Below are 20615 nucleotides of genomic sequence, written 5' to 3' on the forward strand. Positions count from 1 at the left end.
GTAGGACCCAGATTTGGTGATCGATTTTGCAATGTTTCGGGAATGCACCGCCTGCGTGTTAATGCGCGGACGCTTTGTCCCGCGCATCGACGTCGGACGATGCCTCGCGGCGGAACAAAGCCGGGCTCTTGCCGGTCCATTTGTGGAATGCGCGATGAAATGCGCTCGGTTCGGAAAAGCCGATGTCGGCGGCGAGGTCGGCGACACTGCGACTGCCGTTGAGCAAGGCCTCCATCGCCAGGGCCCTGCGCATCTCGTCCTTGATCGAGCGATAGCTCTGGCCCTCCGACTGGAGCCTGCGGCGCAAGGTCGGCACCTGCATGCGCATGCCGGCGGCAAGCCTCTCGAAGCTCGGCCATGCCGCGGGCACCGTGGCGTGGAGGCGTCCGCGTATCGCCGCCGATAGCCCCTCGTCATGGCGGTAGCGCACGAGAATGTTGGCCGGGGCCTTGCGCAGGAATTCCCGCAAGGCACAGGCGTCACGGATAACTGGCAGCTTCAGGAATTCGGCATCGAAGACCAAGCGGCTATCGGGCTGATCGAACCGCACCGGCGCGCCGAAGAACAGCCGGTAGTCGCTCCCCGTCGGCGGGATGCTGCATTTGAAATCCACCCAGCGGATGGGAAGGCGCCGGCCCACCAGCCAGCAGTTCACGCCATGGACGATGATCCAGAAGGTGCGATAGGCGAAAGCCGACCGCAGCGGGCCCGAGTTACTCAACGTGACTTCTGCGAGGCCGTTCCTGACGATCAATTCGCCATGCGGATCGTCGAGCACGACGCGCAGGAAGCGCAAACCCCTGCGCAAGGCATGCTCGAGCGTCTCGGTGGAAAGCAGCGCCTGGCAGAGCAGCGCGAAGCTGCCGGCCCGCATCGGCCGGGCGCCTTCACCGAAGAACTCGTCGTCCATCGTCTGCGCGACGGCGTGCCAGAGCGCGCCATATTGTTCGGTCGAGATCGGTTCTGAAATCACCGGCGGCAGCCCGACACGAGCCAACAGGGGCTCCACCTCGACGTTGTGGCGGCGAAGGCACTCAAGCGTATCGTCCATGAAACAGGGAGCGATCATCCGGCGCTGCATCGCGTGGGTTCCGTCCTCCTCTTGAGCTCGCTAGCGCTCGCCCCGATCGAAGGTGGCGGCGCCCACACCTTGCTGCCGCAAGGCGGTCCTGGCGATTTTCTGCGTCGGCGTCCGCGGAAGCGGCATGTCGGTGATTTCGATGTAGCGCGGCACCATGTGGCGCGGCGCCGACGCCCTGAAATGTGCAAGCAGCTCGGCCGCCTCCAGCATCGAACCCGCGCGTCGCTGGGCCACGACCATGATGTCCTCCTCGGTGAACTCGGACGGAATCCCGAACGCGGCGCTTTCGACAATGTCGGGGTGCTTCTCGGCGATGGTCTCCACCTCGTAGGCGGAGATGTTCTCGCCCCGCCGCCGGATCGCCTCGTTCAAACGGTGCTTGAAGTAGAGCCAGCCATCCTCATCAAGGCAGCCGGCATCGCCGGAATGATACCAGAGGTTTCTGAGCGTCTGCACCGTCTTGGCGTCTGCCCGGTAATAGCCGGAGAACATGCTCCAGTTCTTGCGCGGGCGCGACACGATCTCGCCGATGGAACCGTGCGGCAGGGGCCGGTCCCTGTCGTCGACGATCGCGACTTCCCAGTCCGGATGCGGCCGCCCGCATGAGCCCGATTTCGTATCCCCCACTGTGTCGAGGGTGACGAAACCTGTCTCCGTCTGCCCGTAGCCCGTGACGAGCCGCATGCCGAAGCGCCGCTCGAATGCTTCCTTGTCCGGGACCATGGGAATGCACTGGCATATGCGCACCGGGTTGGCGCCGTCGCCGTCGGACGACGGCTGGCGCGACAGGATGACCGCCATGGCGCCGAGCAGGTTCGTCGCCGTGGCGCCGCTGGCGCGGACCTGATCCCAGAACCGCGAAGCGCTGAAGCCGTCGACCAGCGTCGTGCGGGTGCCGTAGATCAGCGGCAGGTAGACGCCGAACATCTGCGCGTCGGTGTGGAACAGCGGCAATGCCGAGAAATAGCTGTCGCCGGCCGTATAGCCGAGATTGAGGGCCATCGCCGCCGCCCAGGAATAGCAGTGATGGTGGGACATCAATGCGCCCTTGGCCGGGCCGGTGGTGCCCGAGGTGTAAAGGATCGCCATCGGGTCGGAATAATGAATGTCGGCGAGATCGAAATCCGGCTGCGGCGCCATGCATTCCTCGAAACCGACGATCCGGCCGATCCGGATGCCGGCTGCCCGAGCTTCGCCTGGATCGACGCCGACGAGGATGAGGGTAAGCAGGTCCGGCAAACGGTCCTGGATCCTGGCGAGCTCGTCAAGCGCATTGGCGTCCGCGACCAGGACTTCGGCGCCGCAATTGTTCAAGTTGTGGCAAAGCAGATCGCCCTTCAGGCCGGGATTGGCGGGCACCTCGATCGCGCCCAGGCTCGATACGGCGAACCACATCGCGACCAGCTCGAAACAGTTGGGCAAGAGCATCGCCACGCGGTCGGACTTGCCGATGCCCAGGCCGCGCAGGCCCCGCGCCAGCCTTCCCGAGACGATCTGCATTTCCTCGAAGCTGGCAGAACGTCCGCAAATGTCGATGAACGGGCTGTTGCCCAGGCGCTCGGCCTGCTTGAGCAGGATTTTCGGCAGCACCCGGCTCTCCAGATCGTCGTCGTGCTGGCCGGGGATGTAGAAGGAAGGGGCGACTTCAAGCATGGTCATGAATCAGAAATTCTTTGCCCGCGCCTGCGCATCGGGAGACAAGAAACCGCTCACGGTGGCCCGGGTCTCGAGCGCCATTGCGTCCGCGAGAGAGGAGTGGAAGCCGTTGTTGATGGCGTGCTTGATGTCGGCCACGGCATTCTCCGGACGCTCCGCTATTGCCAAGGCGAGCTTCCTTGCCTCGTCCAGCAGTTGCGTCTCGGGAAAAAGCTTCCACGCGATGCCGACCTCGAGCGCTTTCCCGGCGTCATGCTTCTCGCCCAGGATCATCAGTTCCTTGGCGACCTGCGGGCCGGCCTGCTTGGTCAGCAGCGCGGTGACGCCGCCGGTGACGAACAGCCCATAGGTGACTTCGGGGAAGAACCAGCGCGCGTTGTCGGCGAATAGCGTGAAGTCGCAATTCACCGCCCATTCAAGCGCGCCGCCCACGCACCAGCCATGCACCGCGGCGATCACGATCTTGCGCGACTGCATGATCTGCAGGGTGATGTTCTGGATGGCGTCCACCCAGGCCTGCGTCGCCGCTTCGGAAGTGGTCTGCGCATCGAGGTCCTTGAGGTCGTCGCCGGAGCAAAAGGCGCGTCCTTCACCATGCAGGATGACGGCGCGGATCGACGGGTCCGCTTCGGCCCGAGCTAACGCCTCGGACAGACCGTCGACAAGTTGCCTGTTCATGGCGTTGAGCCGTTCGGGACGGTTGAGCTTGACCCAGGCGATCGCGCCGTCGTGCCTGGAAATGACCGCGCCTGCCTTGGCATCCCCCATCTTGGCGTCCTTTGCCATGGTGTTCTTTGTCATGGCGTCCTCCTCAAACGATCATCGGTTCGGCATAGGAGCCCCAGACCTCGCGCAGCGTGGCGCAGATCTCGCCAAGCGTCGCCTTCGCCTTCACGGCTTCGATGGTCTTCGGCAAAAGATTGGTCTCGTCGGATCTTGCCTGCTCGGCGAGTTCGTTCAGCAGTTGCCGGACGCGGGCGCCGTCACGCCCTGCCCGCACCGCGTTGAGGCGGTCGATCTGCAACTGCGTGCACTGCTCGTCATAGGGATGGATGTGCACCTCGGCCGGGCGGCTGGTCTCGTCGACATAGCGGTTGACGCCGACAGAGATCTTTTCGCCGGCATCGATCTTGCGGAATGTCGCGTAGGCCGAGTCCGCCAGTTTCTGCTGGAACCAGCCTTCCTCGACCAGCTTCACCGCGCCGCCGCGCTCATCCACTTCGTCCAGAAGTTTCCAGATCTCGGTCTCCATGTCGCGGGTGAGGCGCTCGATGAAGTAGGAGCCGCCGAGCGGGTCGATCACCGAAGTCACGTTGATCTCGTCGCGGATGATCTGCTGGGTGCGGATGGCCAGCTTCATAGCCTCTTCGGTCGGGATGGCGAAGGCCTCGTCGAGGCCGTTGGTGTGCATGCTCTGGCAGCCGCCCAGCACGGCGCCGAGCGCCTGGATGGCCGTGCGCATGAGGTTGTTGTGGTGCTCGACCTTGGTCAGGCTCATCGCCGCGGTCTGCACATGCACCCGCAGCCGCATGGACTCCGGCTTCCTGGCCTTGAAGCGCTGCGCCATGATCGTGGCGTAGACCCGCCTGGCCGCCCTGAACTTGCAGATCTGCTCGAAGAAATCCTGATGGCTGATGAAGAAGAACGACAGCCTGGGCGCGAAGTCGTCGATGTCCATGCCGGCGCCGGTGACCTCCTCGCAATAGGCGATTGTGAAGGCCATGATGAAGGCGATCTCCTGGAGCGCGTTTCCGCCGACATCCGAAAGGTGATAGCCGCTGAGGCTGATCGGATTGATCTTCGGCGTCGCCTTGGCGCTGTACATGATGAGGTCGCGCAGCAGCCGGACGGCCGGGCGCACCGGATAGATCCATTCCTTCTGCGCGACATACTCCTTGAGCGGGTCAGCCTGCAGCGTGCCGGCCAGCTTGCGAAGGTCGTAGCCGCGCCGCTCCGCGACGGCGACGTACATGGCGTAGACCACCCAGGCAGACGGATTGATGGTGAGCGAGACCGAGATCTTTTCCAGGTCTATTCCGTCGAACAGCCGGTCGACGTCGTCGACCGTGTCGATGGCGACGCCAACCCGCCCGACTTCGCCGAACGCCCTCGGATCGTCCGAGTCCAGGCCAAGCAGCGTCGGCAGGTCGAAATCGGTCGAGAGCCCGGTCTGGCCGGTCTGGATCATGTATTTGTAGCGCTGGTTCGTGGCCTCGGGATTGCCGAAGCCGGCGACCTGCCTGATGGTCCAGGGCCGGCCGCGATACATCGTCGGATAGGCGCCGCGGGTAAAAGGATAGGCGCCGGGGAAACCCAGCTCGTCGGCAGGAATGTCGGCGATGTCGGCGGCCGTGTAGACGCGCTTAAGCGGAATGCCGCATTCGGTCTCGTAGGCCGGCTTTTCCTCCGGCCTGCTGCCGAGCGCGGCCGCGAGTTCCCTTTCCTCCCACGCGGCCTGTTTTTCGCGGATGTCCTCGATCGCGGTTTCGGAAAACAGGTTCATGTCGCTCGCACCTCGTTCGCCCAGCCGAGCAGAAGGTAAGCCGCGCCGGAGGGATCCATGTCCCTGTTCACGACGGCCTGGATGTGCTCTCCGATCTCGTCGGCCCGCTCATCGAATTTGCGCTGGAAAAGATGTTTGGCCGCGCCGAGGATCCGCGTCCGGCAAATGCCCCGCTGCCGCTCGGCCAGCTCGCCGCTTTCGCGCAGATGCGACCAGTGCCTGGAGATGGCATCCGTCAGCTCGCCGATCCGCTCGCCCGAAACCGCGCTGACCGGAAGCACCGGCGGCGTCCATTTAGAGCCCGTCCGTTCCGAACCGAGGGCCATCATCCCGCGCAGGGCCGAAACGGTCGCCGCCGCCTCCGGCTTGTCGGATTTGCTGACGGCATGGATATCCGCGATCTCCAATATGCCGGCCTTGATCGCCTGAATGTCGTCGCCGAGCCCGGGCGCCGAGAGAACGACGATGCTGTGCGCCGCCGTCACCACTTCCACCTCGTCCTGGCCGACGCCGACGGTCTCGATGATGATGGGCGAGTAGCCGGCGGCGTCGAGGACATCGACCGCCTGCAGCGTCGACCGGGCAAGGCCGCCCAGATGGCCGCGCGTCGCCATGCTGCGGACGAAGGCCTGGGAGGATGAGGCCGCCTCGCTCATGCGCACCCGGTCGCCGAGGATTGCGCCGCCGGAGAACGGGCTGCTCGGATCGACGGCGACGACGCCAACCTTGCGCTCCTCCGCCGCGAACGCCCGGATGAGGCAAGAAACCAGCGTGGACTTGCCCGCTCCCGGAACACCGGTGATGCCGACGACATGCGCCTTGCCGGTGTGCCTGTAGATCTCCGCCAGCGCAGGCGCGGCTTCCGGATAGCCGGCCTCGGCGCGCGTTATCATGCGGGCGATGGCCGCAACGTTGCCCGCGAGGATCTCGGGCACGAGCTCGATCGAGGGCCTGTATGCCGCGCGCCTCACCGGTCTCGGAGGTGTAAAGGCGGTCATACCCGGCCACGAGCGGCAATCAGGTTCCTGATCGTCGTCACGATCAGTTCGGCCCGCGCCTCTTGCGGCACGATCGCGTCGACACCGCTGTCCCACAGGGCGGCATAGTCCTGCTCGGGAATGACCCCGCCGGCGACGACGAAGATGTGCTCGGCCTTCTCTTCGCTCAGGCAGCGTCCCAGTTCCCGGAACAGCGGGACATGCGAACCGGAAAGCAGGCTGACGCCGATGACGTCAACGTCCTCCTGGACAGCCGCCGCCACGACTTCGTCCGGCGACTTGTAGAGGCCGGTGTAGACGACTTCCATGCCGGCATCGCGCAGGATCCGCGCAACCACCTTGGCGCCCCGATCGTGCCCGTCCAACCCGAGCTTGGCGACAAGCACGCGGATGGTGCCGATCGTCGCGTCCCGGCCCGCCGCGTCCCCCGAGACCTGTTTGATGCTCGCTTCGTTCATCGGTCCCTGCCTGTCACTCGGCGGCCATGCCGGCGCGGGCGGCGCCGCTGGACAGCACCGCCTCGATGGCTTCCGAGATCATCCGCAATCCGAGATCGAGCTCGTCCTCGGAAATCGTCAGCGGCGGCGCGATGCGGAACACGCCGCCCATGCCGGGGAGCTTGACGATGTTCATGCTCAGCCCGCGCCTGAACGCCTCGGCGGCAATTTTCGCGCCGAGCTCGTGATCGGGCTCGCGGCCCTGGCCGTCCTTGACGATCTCGACCCCCAGCATCAGGCCGCGGCCGCGCACATCGCCGACGCATTCGTAACGCTGCTTGAGGCCGGACAGGCCGTCGAAAAACCTGCCCCCGAGAAGGCGCGCGCGCTCGACAAGGCGCTCCTCTTCCACGACATCGAGCACGGTCAGGCCGACGGCGGCCGGCAGCGGATCGGACACATGGGTGGTGTAGAACAGGAAGCCCCGTTCATGCGCCGTTTCCTCGATCTCGGCCGTCGTCATGACAGCCGCCAGCGGAAGGCCGGCGCCGATGGTCTTCGACAAGGTGAGGATGTCCGGCGTGACGCCGTCGCGCTGGAAGGCGAACATGTCGCCGGTACGGCCGACGCCGGTCTGCGCCTCGTCGAGGATGAGCAGCATGCCGCGTTCGCGGCACTTCTGCTTCAGCGCCGCGAGGTAGCCCTGCGGCAGTTCCAGCATGCCGCCGCTCGACAGGATCGGCTCGGCGATGAAGGCCGCCAGACTGCCGGTGGACTGGCTGTCGACCAGGGCGAAGGCGTCATCGAGCTCGGCGGCCCAGTCGAGCGAGCCGTCGGCTTTCTTGAAGCGCGGGCGAAAGCTGTTCGGCGCGGGTATGGCGATCGAGCCGACCGCCGCAGGCCCGTAACCCTTGCGGCCCGCGCTATAGGTGGCGGAAGCGGCAACCCCGGTCATGCCGTGCCAGCTTTTGGAGAAGGCGACGATCTCGTGCCTGCCGGTCACCAGCTTCGCCATGCGGATGGCGGCCTCGTTCGCTTCGGCACCGGTCGAAAGCAGGAGCGTCCTGTCGAGGCCGGGCGCCAGCGCGGCGAGGCGCTCGGCAAGCTCGACAACGGGGCGGGACAGCATGCCGCTGAAGAGATGCGCGACCGTTTCGACCTGGCGGCGGACCGTCGCGACGATCCTGGGATGGCCGTGTCCGAGCAACGCGCTCATCTGACCGGAGGTGAAGTCGAGTATGGGCCGGGAATCGGCGTCGTAGACGAACGACCCTTCGGCTCGCTCGATGATGGCGGGCTCGAAGGCGCCGCCATATCGGATGAGGTGCTTTCGCGCCGCCGACCAGAAGGCATTATCCAGATTTCTTGACATCCCGCAGCCTCGCCAAAACACAGGCTTCAAGATTAGCGTCTGGCGCTACAGCAGTAAAATTGATAGATATCAGACTCCGATATCAATGGAATTGATATGCTCGCACCCCTCGATCTCAGATTGCTGGCAACCTTCGTTCGCGCGGCGCATTCGGGAACGCTCAGTGCGACGGCGGTGCAGGTCGGGCGCACGCAATCGGCGGTGACGATGCAGATACAGCGGCTCGAGGATGCGCTCGGCGGCCAGAGCCTGTTCCATCGGAGCGGTAGCGGCGTCCGCCTCACGGGCAGCGGCGAGCGCTTCCTTGCTTACGCCGAGCGCATCCTCAAAATCCACGATGAAGCGGTTTCGGCTTTCTCCGGCAAGGGCCTGCAGGGTTCGATCATCTTCGGCAGCCCGGAGGATTACCTCAGCGCCTTCTTTCCCACGCTCTTGAGAAGCTTCGGGAGCCTCTATCCGGATATCGAGATCAAGGTCGTATCGGCGCCGACAGTCGAACTGCACAATCTGCTGCATTCGCGCCAGGTCGATCTGGCGCTCGTCTCCATTCCGGACGCGAACGCCTCCAACGAGGTCGTGCGCACGGAGCCGATGGTCTGGGTCGGCAGCAAGCAGACATTGGAGCTCCACGAATTCGGCGAGACCGTTCCGCTGGCCCTGCCTGCATCGAATGCCATGGACCACAAGGCGGCCTGCGATGCCATGTCCCGCGCCGGGCTGCGCTACAAGATAGCCTATGCCAGCAATAGCCTTGCTGGCCTGATAGCCGTGGCGCGCTCCGGTCTGGCGATAAGCGTGATGACGCAGAAAGCGGTCCCGTCGGATCTCTTCATCCTCAACGCGCCGCTTCCGAAATTATCCCGCCTCGGCGTTTTGATCGCCTTTGCCGAGACGACGAGATCGCCAGCCGTCGAGGCGTTTGCCAGTCATATCCGGAGTGTCCTGCCGTCGTTGTAATCCATCGATTGGCTCTCCCAGAGGTAACCAATCCCCGCTAGATAGCGGACGCAATGGGATGAAATATCGGGAAGCAAAAATGATCTTACTGACGAGAGCTGTGGTTCAGCCTTGGAATTGCGACATGATGGGCCACATGACGACGCGGTTCTACGTCGCGTTTTTCGATGACGCCATCAATATCCTGCTCGGCCAGGCGACCGGCTGGGCACCGACGATGCCTGAATGGGCCGACAGGGGATGGGCGGACGTCCGGCATGAGATCGACTTTGTCGGCGAGGTGGCGTCCGGGGTCATCGTGGAAATCTATGGCGCGGTCCGCAATGTCGGCCGCACATCCATCCAGACGGACTACGAGATGCGCAGGCTCCATGGCGGCCAAATCGCGGCCAGGCTGGCCGCCAAAACGGTCTTCTTCAATCTTGCGGAACGAAAATCCACCCCGCTGACGGAGCCGATGCTCGAGCGCCTGGAATCCTGGATGACTGCGACGCCAGGCCACGGCGGCGCCGCCTGAAGCTGGTTAAGTGTCCTCCTCGAACAGCGAGGACCTGGTGGCTCTACCCCGCGTCAGCCACATGATCGGAGCCTGGAGAAGGCAGGCGCGGCTCCCACACTCCGAGCTTGCGCAGGACACGCACCTCATCGCGTATGAGGGTCGTCAGCGCGCGTATGACCGTAGTGGTCGGCCGCTGGCTGGATGTCGCCAGAAGCAATTCCCGCTCGATCGGCGGGTTGCGAATGCGCCAGTAGTTGATCCTGCCTTCCGCGACGAGGTTGTGGCAGCTCGAATAGGACAGAATGGTGTAGCCTATGCCAGCTTCGACGAGCCGCAAGGTGGAGGGCATGGCGTCGACCTCGACCTCGATGTTGGGCTCGATGCCGGCGGATCCTAAGATGTGATCCAGGACCACCCGCAGCCCATGCGGCCTTGCCGGCAGGATCATCGGCAAACGGGACATCACGTCGGCATCGACGGGTCCGGTCCCGAGATTGTGCGGGTCGTTCTTGGCGCCGAGCAGGAACAGTTCATCGCGCAGAATGGGCTCGGCCAGAAGATTGTTCATCCTCGGCGCGTTGTACAAAACCGCAACGTCGATCTTGCCCATCACCAGCCATTCAAGCAGATGGCCGCTGAAGCCTTCGATCACTCTCAGGCTCACCTGAGGGAACTGGGCGCGGAAATTCTGCACCAGGGGCGCCGTCAGCACGACGCCGACCGACGGCGGCATTCCCAGCACGATCGTGCCGCGCGGGTTAGATCGCAGCGCCGCCAGTTCGGTCTCGGCGCGCACCGCCTGTTCGAGCAGCGCCACGGCGTAGCTCTGGAGGATCTTGCCGGCTTCCGTCAGGACGATGCCGCGGCCATTGCGGTAAAGCAGCGCAATGCCGACCTTGTCCTCGAGCGACTTGATCTGCCGGCTCAGCACCGGCTGGCTGATGGAGAGCGCCACCGCCGCGCGCGAAAAACTGCCGAACTCGGCCACGGCGGTAAACAGCTGCAATTGCTTCAAATCGAACATTAAGTGCGGCCTCTGGCTCGAATGCGGGGACCGCATTGTCGAAGCACGCGGCAAACGGGTGAGTTTGGGCCACAAGGCGATGGTTGACAAGTGAGGTCCAACCGGCGCCCTGCAAAGCTGTTATGCACCGAGCGAAGCTTATGCTGCGCTCCGGAATTGGCTTATTTGCTAGCCCATGGCCATCAGAACGACGATGGCCTTCCCGGAGTAGAAACTTTGCAGACTCGAACGCTTGGGTTCGTTGGGCTCGGCCGCATGGGCGCGCCCATGGTAAGACGGCTTGCGGAAGCAGGCCACCATGTGATTGTCCATGATCGCAGGCCGGATGCGGCCGCCGACCTGCCGGGCAATTCCATAAGCGTGGCCGCCACGGCCGCCGCCGTTGCGGACGAGGCTGAAGTGGTGTTCTGCAGCCTGCCGACGCCGCCTATCGTCAAGGAAGTCGTGCTTGGCGCCGATGGCCTGGCCTCCGGCGCAAAAGCCAAGGTCGTGATCGACCTGTCGACGACCGGTCCCAGCATGGCCAAGACCATCGCGGCGGAGTTGGCCGGCCGCGGCATCGCCTGGGTCGACGCGCCGGTTTCAGGCGGCATCGCCGGAGCCAGCAACGGCTCGCTCGCGGTGATGGTCTCGTGCAAAAAGTCGGTATTCGACGAGATCGAACCGGTGCTTGCCAATTTCGGCCGGCGGTTCTACTGCGGCGAAAATGCCGGCACCGCCCAGGTCGCCAAGCTTGGCAACAACATGATCGCGGCCGCTGTCATCCTGCTCTCCGCCGAAGCGCTTGCGATGGGTGTGAAGTCCGGGCTGGACCCGCGCATCATGTGCGACATCATCAATGCATCGAGCGGCCGCAACAGCGCCACCCAGGACAAGTTCCCTCGCGCGGTGCTGCCGGGAACGTTCGATTTCGGCTTCACCACCGCCCTGTCGTACAAGGACGTCCGCATGTGCGTCGACGAAGCGGAAAATCTGGGCGTACCGATGGTCGCGGGCTCGCTGGTAAGGCAGATGCTCGCCGCCACGAATGCCCGCTTCGGACCGGAATCGGACTTTACCTCGATGGTGCGCATCGTCGAAGAATGGGCGGGAATAGAAATCCGCGGCTGAAGGGCGGGAACAGCGGAGGACTCGGATGGCGACCTTCACGAAGCAATTGGCTGACACTCTGGCCGACCTGCCGTCGCAAGTCTTCGGCCCAACCGCCATCGCCAAGGCAAAGCTTTGCCTCCTCGATTTCCTCGGCTGTGCCTTCGAGGCGTCCGCGCTCGATCCGAGCCAGCAGGCGCTGGCGGCGGTGACGCCGGCTCGTGGGGGCCACATTGTCGGCGAAACCAGGCAGGCCACCCCGGCGGACGCGGCCTTCGTGAATGCGGTCAAGGGGCACGGACTGGTCCGCGAGGACATGCATGCCGGATCCGTATGCCATCACGGCGTCGTCGTCTGGCCGCTTCTTTTGGCCCTGGCCGAGACGAAAACGGTTTCAGGGACAGATCTGTTGCGGGCGGCAATCGTCGCCTATGAGGTCGGCGGGCGGCTCGGCAGAATGCTGATCGATCGGGAGCTTTCGACGCTGTTCAGGCCGACGGGGCTGGTGGCTCCCATCGGCGCGGGATGCGGCGCCGCGCGACTGCTTGGCCTCGACAAGGAACAGACCGCGGCTGCGATCGCCTTTGCCGCCAACACGTCCTCCGGCCTGAACCAGTGGCCGCAGAGCGGCGGATCGGACATGTTCTTCCATCCCGGTTTCGCCGCGCGCAATGCATGGATGGCTGTCCATCTCGCGGCCGCCGGCGCCTATGGCAGCCCGGACGCGCTCGAAGGACGATCGGGTTACTTCGCCGCGTTCGCACGCCGGCCGATGCCAGGGCCGGTGGAACTCTTCCCCGATGGCGAGGCCGATATCCTGGCCGTCTATCACAAGGCAGCACCCGCCTGCAATTTCGCTCAGACGGCCTGCCAGACGGCACTGAAACTCGTCGAGATGATCGGCCCCGATGCCGCACCGGTCGAACGGATCCACATCCGTGTCCCCGCCGCCGCAGCCGCATATCCCGGATGCGACAACACCGGACCCTTCGAGCGTTCGCTGCAGGCCAAAATGAGCATTCCCTACGGCGTTGCGGCAGTGTTCGCCAGCGGCCGCCTGTCGGAAGACAATTACAGGAACCTACGGGACAAGGACACGCTGCGGCTGATCGATGCCTGCGACCTTTCGTCGAGCGAGGAACTGACAGCGCAGTTTCCGGCCAGGCAGGGAGCCAGCATCGATGTCGTGCTCGGCGACGGGCGACAGTTGTCGATGGGCCTTCAAGACGTCATACCGGCCACCGAAGCCGAAATTCGCGAACGCTTCAGGTCGGCCGCCGCGCCGATCGTGGGGAGCGAGACGGCGATGTCGATCGAGGACTTCATCGACAGGCTGGACTCCAAGAAGGATGCCGGTCGGCTGATGCCGCTGTGCGCAACGAAAGAAAAGGCGAAGCAGCGATCGGCAGCCTGAGCGAGAAGGCCCGTGGGAGGGGGTCTGAATGACAGTTCGGCGAAAGACGGCTTTCGTTACCGGCGCCGCGAGCGGCATCGGCCGGGCGATTGCGACGAGCCTCCAGGCCGAGGGCGCTCGCATCGTGCTCGCCGACCGGCAGGCCGAGGCGCTTCAGGCATTCGCAACCCAACTGGGCGGCGAGGTCTTTCCGCTTTGTCTGGACATTGCCGACGGATCGGCCGTCGACACCTGTCTGAAACAAGTGCCGGTGGAATTCCGCGACATCGACATACTGGTGAACAATGCCGGCCACGATATCGGCGGCCGCATCCGTTTCGACCAGGGATCGGCGGATGACTGGTCGGCGATCATCGCGACCAACCTGATCGGCCTGATGCGCGTGACGCGCGCAATCCTGCCAGGCATGGTCGCGCGCGGCCGCGGCGACATCGTCAACATGAGCTCGATCAGTGCGCTCCGGATCGTGCCCGAGCAGGCGCCCTACTCCGCCAGCAAGGCCGGCGTGCACATGCTGAGCGACATCATCCGCGGCGAACTCGCCGAGACCCCGCTGCGGGTCATCGAGATCATGCCTGGCCTGACGCGCACGAACATCGTTACCGCCCGCCACCGCGGCGACGAGGACGCGGCGCGCCAGTATTTCGAACGCTTCGGCATGGCGCTCGATCCCGCGGACGTGGCGCGTTGCGTGATGTTCGCGCTGAACCAGCCGCCGCATGTCCAGATCGCGCAGATGTTCGTGCTGCCGACGAACAGATGGTAGGTCCGGACTGACGAGCCGCGCGGCCGGCGGCCCGCCGGTTCAGTGGACGGCCGCGTACATGATGCGGTTTTCGGTCGCCTCCGCGATATCCATCTCCTCGACGACGCGCCCCTGCCGCGCGACAAGGATACGGTCCGACAAAGCGAGGATCTCGGGCAGGTAGGACGAGATCACCACCACCGCCATGCCGCTGTCGGCAAGCTCGTTGATGAAGTTGTGGATTTCGACGATGGTGCCGACATCCACGCCGCGCGTCGGCTCGTCCAGGATGACTAGCTTCGGCTTCTGGATCAGCGCTTTGGACAACACCACCTTCTGCTGGTTGCCGCCCGACAGTTCGATCACGCGCGCGTCGGCATCGATCGCCTTGACGCCGAGCCGCTTGGTCCAGGCCGTGGCAAGCTCGCGCGCATGGCGCGGCGTGACCGCCGTCAACGGATTGGTGCCGGTCGCCAGCGCCCCTAGCTGGACGTTGCTGGCGATGGTCATGGTCTCGAAGAAGCCTTCGATCTTGCGGTCCTCGGTGACGTAGACGATGCCGTCGCGCACCGCGGGCCGTGGCGTGCGGTAGCGGACCGGCCGGTCCTCGAAGCGGACGGTGCCGCCGTGGAAATAGTCGCGTTTCAGCACGCCGGCGACAATCTTCATCGTCTCCGTCCGCCCTGCCCCGACCAGGCCGAACATGCCGGTGACCTGACCCGCGAATACGGAGAACGAGGTGTTGCGGACCGTGTTGCCCATCGAGAGATTCTCGACGCTCAGGATCTTCTTGCCCATCGGCCGCGCCTTGCGCTTGTCTTCGGCATAAAGTTCGCCGGACAGGCTTCGCCCGACCATCGCCTGCACGATGCGGTCGCGGTTGAAATTGCGCGTGTCGTCGGTGACGACGACCCTGGCGTCGCGCATCACCGTGATGCGGTCCGACAAATAAAGCGCTTCCTCCAGCGCATGGCTGATGAAGATGATCGCGATACCCTGTTCCTTCAGCCGGCGCGCCAGATTGAAGAAGTGGAATTTCTCCTCCGGAGTCAGCGTAGCGGTCGGCTCGTCGAAGATGATCAGCCGGGCGTGGTGGTGCACGGCGCGCGCGATCTCGACCATCTGCTTCTTGCCGGCGCCCAAGGTGGAAACCTGCGACGTGGGATCGACATAGAAATTGAGCGACAAGAGATAGCGCTGAGCCTGGATGTTGAGGCCGCGCAGGCGGTTGAAGAGCTTCTCGTCGCCAAGATAGATGTTCTGCGCGACGGACATGGAGGGAACCAGATTGGTCTCCTGGAAGACCATGGCGACGCCGTGCGCGAGCGCGTCGGAGGGCGAGTTGAAAACTGTCGGCTTGCCGTCCAGGACCATTTCACCCGAGGACGGCTGATAGACCCCGGCAAGCACTTTCATCAGCGTCGATTTGCCGGCGCCGTTTTCACCGAGGATGGCATGGATTTCGCCGGGGCGGACCTCGAGGTTGACATCCGAAATCGCGAGCACCCCGCGAAAGTCCTTGGAAACCCCATGCAACTGAACCAGTGAATTCATGCCGCCGTCTCGTCGTCGATTGCCACGATCTTGCCCGAACCCTTGGCGCCGGCGATCAGCCTGCCGGCCGTCTCGCAAAGCGACGTCACCCCATGGACATCGCCGTCGGCGCGGCTCTGGTAGCTGCGCAGCATGGCCATGCGATCGTCGCATCGCACCACAAGGCCGGTCGACCATGTCGGCGACCATGGCTTCAGCATGTTGAGCTTCTTGCGGGCGCCGCCCTGGATCGGTTCGAGGAAACTCTTTCCGGTCACCAAGGCCGGCGCGATCCAATAGGCCGGCTCGATCGCGTCGACCATGCGACGCCGGTATTCGTCCTCCTTGAGCACGAATTCGACCAGCGGGTTGCGCGGCGCGAACATCGCCAGCCAGAAGCCACCCGAAGCCGACGGCGTCATGCGGCCCGGATAGGCAGGCAGGGCTGCGAGCGCGACCCGGGGTTGGGAGCCGCCCGTCAGCGCAAGGACGCGATGCCGCCACGCTTCGGCGACGAAGATATCCTGTCCGCAAAGCGCCAGGCCGGCCGCGAACTCCAGCCCGCCCACAAGCCGTTCGGCGCGGCCGCTGCCGGTCTCGATCCGCCAGACCGAGCCGCTCGCCGACTTCGTCATCAAGTCGCGCTTCCACTCGCTCGCTGCATGGCGATCCGATCCGACGGCAACGAACAATGTCGTTGGATCGGCGAAGACCATGGCCGTCACGCAGGAAGGATTGAGACCTTCGATCTTCAGCGGCCGCGAGGCGGCCCCTAGGCCTTCTAGGAGAATTCCTCGGCCTTCGGCCGCGATCGCCAGGTTTTCGCCCAAGGCGGCGATGCTGGTCACCGGTCCATCCATCGGGCGACGCGCACTCAGCTGCAGTTGCGAGGCATCGCTGGTTGCCGAAAGGGTCAGCAGATCGTTGCCGGAGGAGCAGAGTATCCCGTCATGCGCCGCCGTGAGGTTGTCGACGTTGTTTAGCTCCATCAACACCGGCATCGCATCCAGCTTCGCGTTCGGCCGCAAGGGCCCATCCATCGGCGGCACGGTGCTGCCGGTGAGATCGAAGCCGCGAAAATTGGCCCAGGCCTTCCAGATCGCGGCGATCATGAACGGGCGCCCCAATAGGCGTCTTGCGCGCACCAGTTCGGGTCGGCATCGGGCAAGCGGTAGCGCCCGATGCGATTGTTGGAGACGCCGCCGAGATAGAGCCATCCGCGATGCTCGCGCATCGAGGTGATCATGGGGTGATTGTGGCCGCCGAGATCCCAGAGGTTGTCCAGGATCTCTCCCTTGTCGTTGAACTTCACCACGCAGCCCGTGTTGATGTTGGGATAGAGCCACTGGTCCGGCGCGACACGACGAGCCATGCGCTTGCGGAAGCCGGGCATGCGCAGCGCAAGATCGAGCGCGGGCCCGCGCATGCCAAGCAGCGCCAGCCAGTAATTGCCGTCGGAGGACCGGTTGATGTTGTCCGGGTAGCCCGGCAGGTTGGAGATAACCTTCTCGACCTTGCCCTTCTTCGGACCATCGAAATAGTAGCGGCTGATCGAGCAGGTCCAGCTCTCGGCGAACATGAATGATTGCCCGTCGGAGCACATCGCGACGCCGTTGGCGAACACCAGTTTCGGGATTTCCGTGTGCGTTTTGCCGGTGCGGGGATCGTAGCAGATGATGCGCCCGCTGGCGCGGCTCTCGAGCGCGTCGGTCGCCCAGTCCTCCTGCTCGTAACGGATGGTCGCTTCGCTGAAATAGATGCGACCGTCCGCCGCGACGTCCACGTCGTCGGCCAGACGAAGGCGCGAGTCGTCCACCACCGAGAACCAGCTGCGGTTCGTCTCGTCGGTCAGCTTGGTGACCGTCTTGTCGGGCGCCACCTGGAAAAGCCCCATGCCGCCGATGCAGACGAGCAGATTGCCGGTCTTGTCGAAGGCCATGCCGAGCGGGTGGCCGCCGATATGCGCGAACACCTCGGAGCGCTTATGATCGGGGCCGAAGAAACGCACGATGTCGCCATGGCGCGTGCCGCAATAGAGATTGTCGTCGCGATCGAGGATCACATCCTCCGGTCCTTCGATCTCGCCGAGGCCGATGATCTCGACGGAGCGCAGGCGATCGTTGAGCACATAGGGCGAGCCGGGCGCATCGACTTGCGGCGAAGGCGGCAGCGACAGATAGGCGGGCGATACATAGACCTTGGCCAGGATGCGGTGACGGTGCTTTTGCCAGCGCATGTCGACGAACACCGCCAGCAGCAGGATCCCGCCGAGAATCGTCGAGGTTATCGGCCCGCTGATGCCGAGATTGATCAGGCCGTTGGTCAGCATGAGTACCAGAAGGCTGCCGATGATGGCCTTGGCTACGGACCCGCGGCCACCGCCGATTGCGGTGCCGCCGAGCACCGCGGCGGTCAGCGCCTGCACTTCCAGGCCGACGCCGGTGTCGGATCCCGTGCTGCCGAGGCGGGCCGCGAACAGGAAGCCGGCGAGCGCGCACATGGTGCTCGATGCGACATAGGTGAGGAACACCATGAAGCGCACGTCGATCCCGGCATTGAAGGCCGATCGCCGCGCCCCGCCGACGGCCGTCAGCCGCCAGCCGGGCCGCATGCGCGACAGCACCAGGTGCCAGGCGAGCGCGATGATCAGCGTGATCACCAGGGACACCGGAATGCCCAGGATCGTGCCTTCGCCGATGAATACCCAGATATCCGACATCGAGAACCCCGACATGATCGAGGTGGACATGCGGACGAAGACGATCTCGTAGAGCGAGCGGAAGATGATCAGGCTCACCAGCGTCGTCAGGAAGGCGCGCAGCCGCAGATAGCCGATCAGCACGCCGTTGATGGCGCCGCAGATCATTCCGATGACAAGAATGCCGGCGAGAACCGCTGGCACCGGCAGCTCGTAGACATTCACGCCGATGAGGGAGAACAGGACGGCAAGCGAAAAGACCGAGGCCACCGAGAGATCGATGCCGCCCGAGATCATGACGACGGTGAGCGCCAGGACGACAAGCCCGAATTCCGCGAACTGGCGTGCCAGATCCGACAGGCTGGAGAGCGACAGGAAGTCGGGAATGATCGATCCCATCACCAGCACCGTCAGAAGCAGGGCGGCAAATGGGATGGCGTTGTCGATCCATCGCTTGGACATGATCTCCCCGACCAGATGGTCGGGGAGATAGCGCGAGCGCAGAGACGCTAGGGTGTCGCTGGACATGATGCTGATTGACTTGCCCCGGCTCACTTCAACTGGTCGAGCGACCAGCAGGTGCGCGGGCCGATGTTGTCTTTCGTCAGCAGCGTCAGCGGCGTGTAGTAGGCAGCCTTGGTCTCGCCGGCCTTGGCGGGCGACAGCAGCGTCTGGGCGATCTGCTGGTTGATCGCGTTGCCCTGCAGCGGCACGTCATAGCTGATGATCAGGTCCAGAAGCCCCTTCTGGATGTTGTCGCAGCCGATCTGGTTGCCGCCGCCCGACGTCACGACGTAGACGTCGTTGGCCTTGCCAGCTGCCTGGATGGCAGCGCCGGCGCCGACATCCTGGTTGTCCCAGTTGCCCACCACGCCGCAGAGGTCCGGATGCTGCTGCAGCACCGTTTCCATGATGGCGCGCGCCTTGGCGGGGTCATACTGGGCGGCCTGCTCGGACACGATCTTGATTGCCGGGTCTTTGGCGAATGTCTGCTTGTAGGCGTAGAGTTCATAGAGGTCCGATGCCGCCGTGGGCTGGCCGCGGATGATCGCGATCTTGCCGGACTTGCCCGATCCCGTGCCGCACTGCTTCACCAATGCGTCCGCCTCGATATAGCCGACGCGCGACCAGTCGGCACCGACATAGGAGTCCGTCGGCACGACCGATTCCAGATTGAGCTGGACGACCTTGATGCCGGCATCCATCGCACGCTTCAGCAAGCGCGCGTAGGACTGGACGTCCGGATTGTGCGCGATGATCAGATCGGGCTTTTCGGCGATCAGCGCCGTCAGCGCCCGCGTGCCGGCATCGGTGCTCCAGTTCGGGTCGCGGATCTCAAGCGTGTAGCCGAGGTCGGCCGCCTGCTTGCGCATGATCGCCGCCCAGCCTTCCGTCAGGTCGAAGCCCATGGCCAGCGGAATGAAGACGACGCGCTTGCCCTTGAGGCCATCGTAGAACGGATTGCGCGACGGATTGTCGAGGCCGTCATCGGCGTGAGCGGCCCCCGCCAGGCCGAGCGCCATAAGCCCGGCCGCCAGGATAGTTCTGAATTTCATGGTTTCCTCCCGTTGGATTGCAAAGCTTTATTCAGATGTCGCCCTGGCTCTGTTGCGAAGTCTGCTCGTCCCTCGGATTGATGAAGCTATCGACCGTGATGGCGAGCAGCAGGATCAGGCTCTTGATGAGGTTTTGCGTCGTGTAGGTGATGTCGAGGATGGTCATGCCGTTGAGGAGCACGCCGACCAGCAGCGTTCCGACCAGCACGTTGCGCACGCTGCCGCGGCCGCCGCTGAGGCTGATGCCGCCGAGCACGACCACCAGCAGCACATCGTAGATCATCGTCGAATTGTAGACCCGGGTGCTCATTCCCGAGACGGCGGCGGCCATCACCACTCCGGCCAGGAAGGCGATCAAGGCGCTGATCACATATTGCGCCACGATCAACGGGCGCAGCGGCAGGCCGGTGATGCGCGCGGCCAGAGCATTGTCGCCGGCCGCATAGACGAACCGGCCGAAGCGCGTGCGCATCAGCACGAGCGCGACCAACGCGGCCAGCACCGCAAAGGCAACGATGGGCATCGGAAGGCCGAGGAAGGTCCCTTGCCCGAGGAAGTCGAACCAGTCGACGCCGGCAGGCGAATTCTGGACGTCGATCTGGAACAGGAAGGCTCGCCCCGAGCCATACATCACAAGGCCCATCGCGAGCGTCGTGAATATGGCGGGTATGTCCGCGTAGGCGATCAGGATACCGCTGGCCAGGCCAATGGCCAGCGCAAGCAAGGCGCCATAGACCAGCGCCGTATCGAACGGCGTGCCGGCCTGCGCCATCGAAAGCACCCAGGACAGCGACACCACCATGGTCGCCACCATGGCAAGGTCGATGCCGCGGCCGATGACGACCAGCCCCATGCCGAGGCCCAATATGCCGAGGATGGAGACACTGCGCACCAGCGCGATCAGGTTTCCTGCGGTCAGGAAATTGTTCAGCGTCGCCGCAAAAACCACGAACAGCGCAACGGCGAGCGCGAACACCACGCCCTCCTGCGACAATCGCGCGTTGGCCATTGCGCCACCTCCCGAACCAGGCCTTGTCGGCCCGATCGCGAACC

18 protein-coding genes are annotated in these 20615 nt (G+C 64.4%); 5 read left to right on the top strand and 13 right to left on the bottom strand.

Translation table 11 applies throughout. The features are described 5' to 3' along the window. Positions 1–58: 58 nt before the first annotated feature. The 7 genes from AC0L2L_RS23755 to AC0L2L_RS23785 are packed head-to-tail and all read right to left on the bottom strand — an operon-like array spanning position 59 to position 8047. Positions 59–1081: an AraC family transcriptional regulator gene (locus AC0L2L_RS23755; RefSeq protein WP_473581628.1), complete on the bottom strand. Its 1023-nt coding sequence runs from the start codon at positions 1079–1081 to the stop codon at positions 59–61. A gap of 30 nt (positions 1082–1111) precedes the next feature. Continuing rightward, a complete protein-coding gene (locus AC0L2L_RS23760) occupies positions 1112–2740 on the bottom strand; it encodes an AMP-binding protein (RefSeq protein ID WP_473581630.1) in 1629 nt (542 codons plus the stop codon). Between the two features lie 3 nt (positions 2741–2743). Then, complete coding sequence (locus AC0L2L_RS23765; RefSeq protein ID WP_473581632.1) at positions 2744–3538, bottom strand: enoyl-CoA hydratase/isomerase family protein; 795 nt, start codon at positions 3536–3538, stop codon at positions 2744–2746. 10 nt (positions 3539–3548) lie between these two features. Then, positions 3549–5240 (bottom strand): methylmalonyl-CoA mutase family protein, encoded by a 1692-nt coding sequence (locus AC0L2L_RS23770; protein WP_473581635.1) that lies wholly within the window; start codon positions 5238–5240, stop codon positions 3549–3551. Further along, positions 5237–6175: a methylmalonyl Co-A mutase-associated GTPase MeaB gene (gene meaB, locus AC0L2L_RS23775; protein WP_473581636.1), complete on the bottom strand. Its 939-nt coding sequence runs from the start codon at positions 6173–6175 to the stop codon at positions 5237–5239. The genes AC0L2L_RS23770 and meaB overlap by 4 nt, the downstream gene beginning before the upstream one ends. 59 nt (positions 6176–6234) lie before the next feature. After that, complete coding sequence (locus AC0L2L_RS23780) at positions 6235–6696, bottom strand: cobalamin B12-binding domain-containing protein (RefSeq protein ID WP_473581637.1); 462 nt, start codon at positions 6694–6696, stop codon at positions 6235–6237. A gap of 13 nt (positions 6697–6709) precedes the next feature. Beyond that, positions 6710–8047: an aspartate aminotransferase family protein gene (locus AC0L2L_RS23785; protein WP_473581639.1), complete on the bottom strand. Its 1338-nt coding sequence runs from the start codon at positions 8045–8047 to the stop codon at positions 6710–6712. Between the two features lie 96 nt (positions 8048–8143). Here AC0L2L_RS23785 and AC0L2L_RS23790 point away from each other — a divergent pair, with 96 nt between their 5' ends. Together AC0L2L_RS23790 and AC0L2L_RS23795 are read left to right on the top strand one after the other, a co-directional pair. Further along, positions 8144–9004 carry a LysR family transcriptional regulator gene (locus tag AC0L2L_RS23790; RefSeq protein ID WP_473581641.1) on the top strand — a complete coding sequence of 287 codons (861 nt, stop codon included), beginning with the start codon at positions 8144–8146 and terminating at the stop codon, positions 9002–9004. Positions 9005–9083: 79 nt separating this feature from the next. Then, the gene (locus AC0L2L_RS23795) at positions 9084–9521 is read left to right on the top strand and encodes an acyl-CoA thioesterase (protein ID WP_473581643.1); all 438 of its coding nucleotides are present in this window, start codon (positions 9084–9086) and stop codon (positions 9519–9521) included. 43 nt (positions 9522–9564) lie between these two features. Here the strand turns inward: AC0L2L_RS23795 and AC0L2L_RS23800 are convergent, their stop codons facing one another. After that, entirely contained in the window at positions 9565–10527 is a 963-nt protein-coding gene (locus AC0L2L_RS23800; RefSeq protein WP_473581645.1) for a LysR family transcriptional regulator, read from the bottom strand. A gap of 216 nt (positions 10528–10743) precedes the next feature. Between AC0L2L_RS23800 and AC0L2L_RS23805 the strand changes: the two genes are divergently transcribed. Genes AC0L2L_RS23805 through AC0L2L_RS23815 form a run of 3 tightly spaced genes read left to right on the top strand, consistent with a single transcriptional unit; the run spans position 10744 to position 13796 of the window. Then, the gene (locus AC0L2L_RS23805) at positions 10744–11637 is read left to right on the top strand and encodes an NAD(P)-dependent oxidoreductase (protein WP_473581647.1); all 894 of its coding nucleotides are present in this window, start codon (positions 10744–10746) and stop codon (positions 11635–11637) included. 25 nt (positions 11638–11662) lie between these two features. After that, positions 11663–13030: an MmgE/PrpD family protein gene (locus AC0L2L_RS23810; RefSeq protein WP_473581649.1), complete on the top strand. Its 1368-nt coding sequence runs from the start codon at positions 11663–11665 to the stop codon at positions 13028–13030. Positions 13031–13058: 28 nt separating this feature from the next. Continuing rightward, a complete protein-coding gene (locus AC0L2L_RS23815; protein WP_473581651.1) occupies positions 13059–13796 on the top strand; it encodes an SDR family oxidoreductase in 738 nt (245 codons plus the stop codon). 39 nt (positions 13797–13835) lie between these two features. On the opposite strand, the gene AC0L2L_RS23820 is transcribed toward AC0L2L_RS23815, so the two are convergent. From AC0L2L_RS23820 to AC0L2L_RS23840, 5 genes are read right to left on the bottom strand one after another with little or no spacing between them, the layout of a single operon-like run. Beyond that, the gene (locus AC0L2L_RS23820) at positions 13836–15329 is read right to left on the bottom strand and encodes a sugar ABC transporter ATP-binding protein (RefSeq protein ID WP_473581653.1); all 1494 of its coding nucleotides are present in this window, start codon (positions 15327–15329) and stop codon (positions 13836–13838) included. Then, entirely contained in the window at positions 15326–16420 is a 1095-nt protein-coding gene (locus AC0L2L_RS23825; RefSeq protein WP_473581654.1) for a hypothetical protein, read from the bottom strand. Before AC0L2L_RS23825 ends, AC0L2L_RS23820 begins: the two co-directional genes overlap by 4 nt. After that, entirely contained in the window at positions 16417–18534 is a 2118-nt protein-coding gene (locus AC0L2L_RS23830) for an ABC transporter permease (protein ID WP_473581655.1), read from the bottom strand. Before AC0L2L_RS23830 ends, AC0L2L_RS23825 begins: the two co-directional genes overlap by 4 nt. Before the next feature lie 23 nt (positions 18535–18557). Next, complete coding sequence (locus AC0L2L_RS23835) at positions 18558–19562, bottom strand: sugar ABC transporter substrate-binding protein (RefSeq protein ID WP_473581657.1); 1005 nt, start codon at positions 19560–19562, stop codon at positions 18558–18560. A gap of 31 nt (positions 19563–19593) precedes the next feature. Continuing rightward, positions 19594–20571, bottom strand: a complete 978-nt coding sequence (locus AC0L2L_RS23840) for an ABC transporter permease (protein WP_473581659.1) — start codon at positions 20569–20571, stop codon at positions 19594–19596. Positions 20572–20615 lie beyond the last annotated feature (44 nt).

It is taken from the genome of Mesorhizobium sp. WSM4832, from assembly GCF_055811115.1.

What these genes read in the sequence shown, in the direction of transcription:
- AC0L2L_RS23755 (WP_473581628.1), bottom strand. Translation starts at nt 1,081, where the DNA reads ATGCAGCGCCGGATGATCGCTCCCTGTTTCATGGACGATACGCTTGAG.
- AC0L2L_RS23760 (WP_473581630.1), bottom strand. Translation starts at nt 2,740, where the DNA reads ATGACCATGCTTGAAGTCGCCCCTTCCTTCTACATCCCCGGCCAGCAC.
- AC0L2L_RS23765 (WP_473581632.1), bottom strand. Translation starts at nt 3,538, where the DNA reads ATGACAAAGAACACCATGGCAAAGGACGCCAAGATGGGGGATGCCAAG.
- AC0L2L_RS23770 (WP_473581635.1), bottom strand. Translation starts at nt 5,240, where the DNA reads ATGAACCTGTTTTCCGAAACCGCGATCGAGGACATCCGCGAAAAACAG.
- AC0L2L_RS23780 (WP_473581637.1), bottom strand. Translation starts at nt 6,696, where the DNA reads ATGAACGAAGCGAGCATCAAACAGGTCTCGGGGGACGCGGCGGGCCGG.
- AC0L2L_RS23785 (WP_473581639.1), bottom strand. Translation starts at nt 8,047, where the DNA reads ATGTCAAGAAATCTGGATAATGCCTTCTGGTCGGCGGCGCGAAAGCAC.
- AC0L2L_RS23790 (WP_473581641.1), top strand. Translation starts at nt 8,144, where the DNA reads ATGCTCGCACCCCTCGATCTCAGATTGCTGGCAACCTTCGTTCGCGCG.
- AC0L2L_RS23795 (WP_473581643.1), top strand. Translation starts at nt 9,084, where the DNA reads ATGATCTTACTGACGAGAGCTGTGGTTCAGCCTTGGAATTGCGACATG.
- AC0L2L_RS23800 (WP_473581645.1), bottom strand. Translation starts at nt 10,527, where the DNA reads ATGTTCGATTTGAAGCAATTGCAGCTGTTTACCGCCGTGGCCGAGTTC.
- AC0L2L_RS23810 (WP_473581649.1), top strand. Translation starts at nt 11,663, where the DNA reads ATGGCGACCTTCACGAAGCAATTGGCTGACACTCTGGCCGACCTGCCG.
- AC0L2L_RS23815 (WP_473581651.1), top strand. Translation starts at nt 13,059, where the DNA reads ATGACAGTTCGGCGAAAGACGGCTTTCGTTACCGGCGCCGCGAGCGGC.
- AC0L2L_RS23820 (WP_473581653.1), bottom strand. Translation starts at nt 15,329, where the DNA reads ATGAATTCACTGGTTCAGTTGCATGGGGTTTCCAAGGACTTTCGCGGG.
- AC0L2L_RS23825 (WP_473581654.1), bottom strand. Translation starts at nt 16,420, where the DNA reads ATGATCGCCGCGATCTGGAAGGCCTGGGCCAATTTTCGCGGCTTCGAT.
- AC0L2L_RS23830 (WP_473581655.1), bottom strand. Translation starts at nt 18,534, where the DNA reads ATGTCCAGCGACACCCTAGCGTCTCTGCGCTCGCGCTATCTCCCCGAC.
- AC0L2L_RS23835 (WP_473581657.1), bottom strand. Translation starts at nt 19,562, where the DNA reads ATGAAATTCAGAACTATCCTGGCGGCCGGGCTTATGGCGCTCGGCCTG.
- AC0L2L_RS23840 (WP_473581659.1), bottom strand. Translation starts at nt 20,571, where the DNA reads ATGGCCAACGCGCGATTGTCGCAGGAGGGCGTGGTGTTCGCGCTCGCC.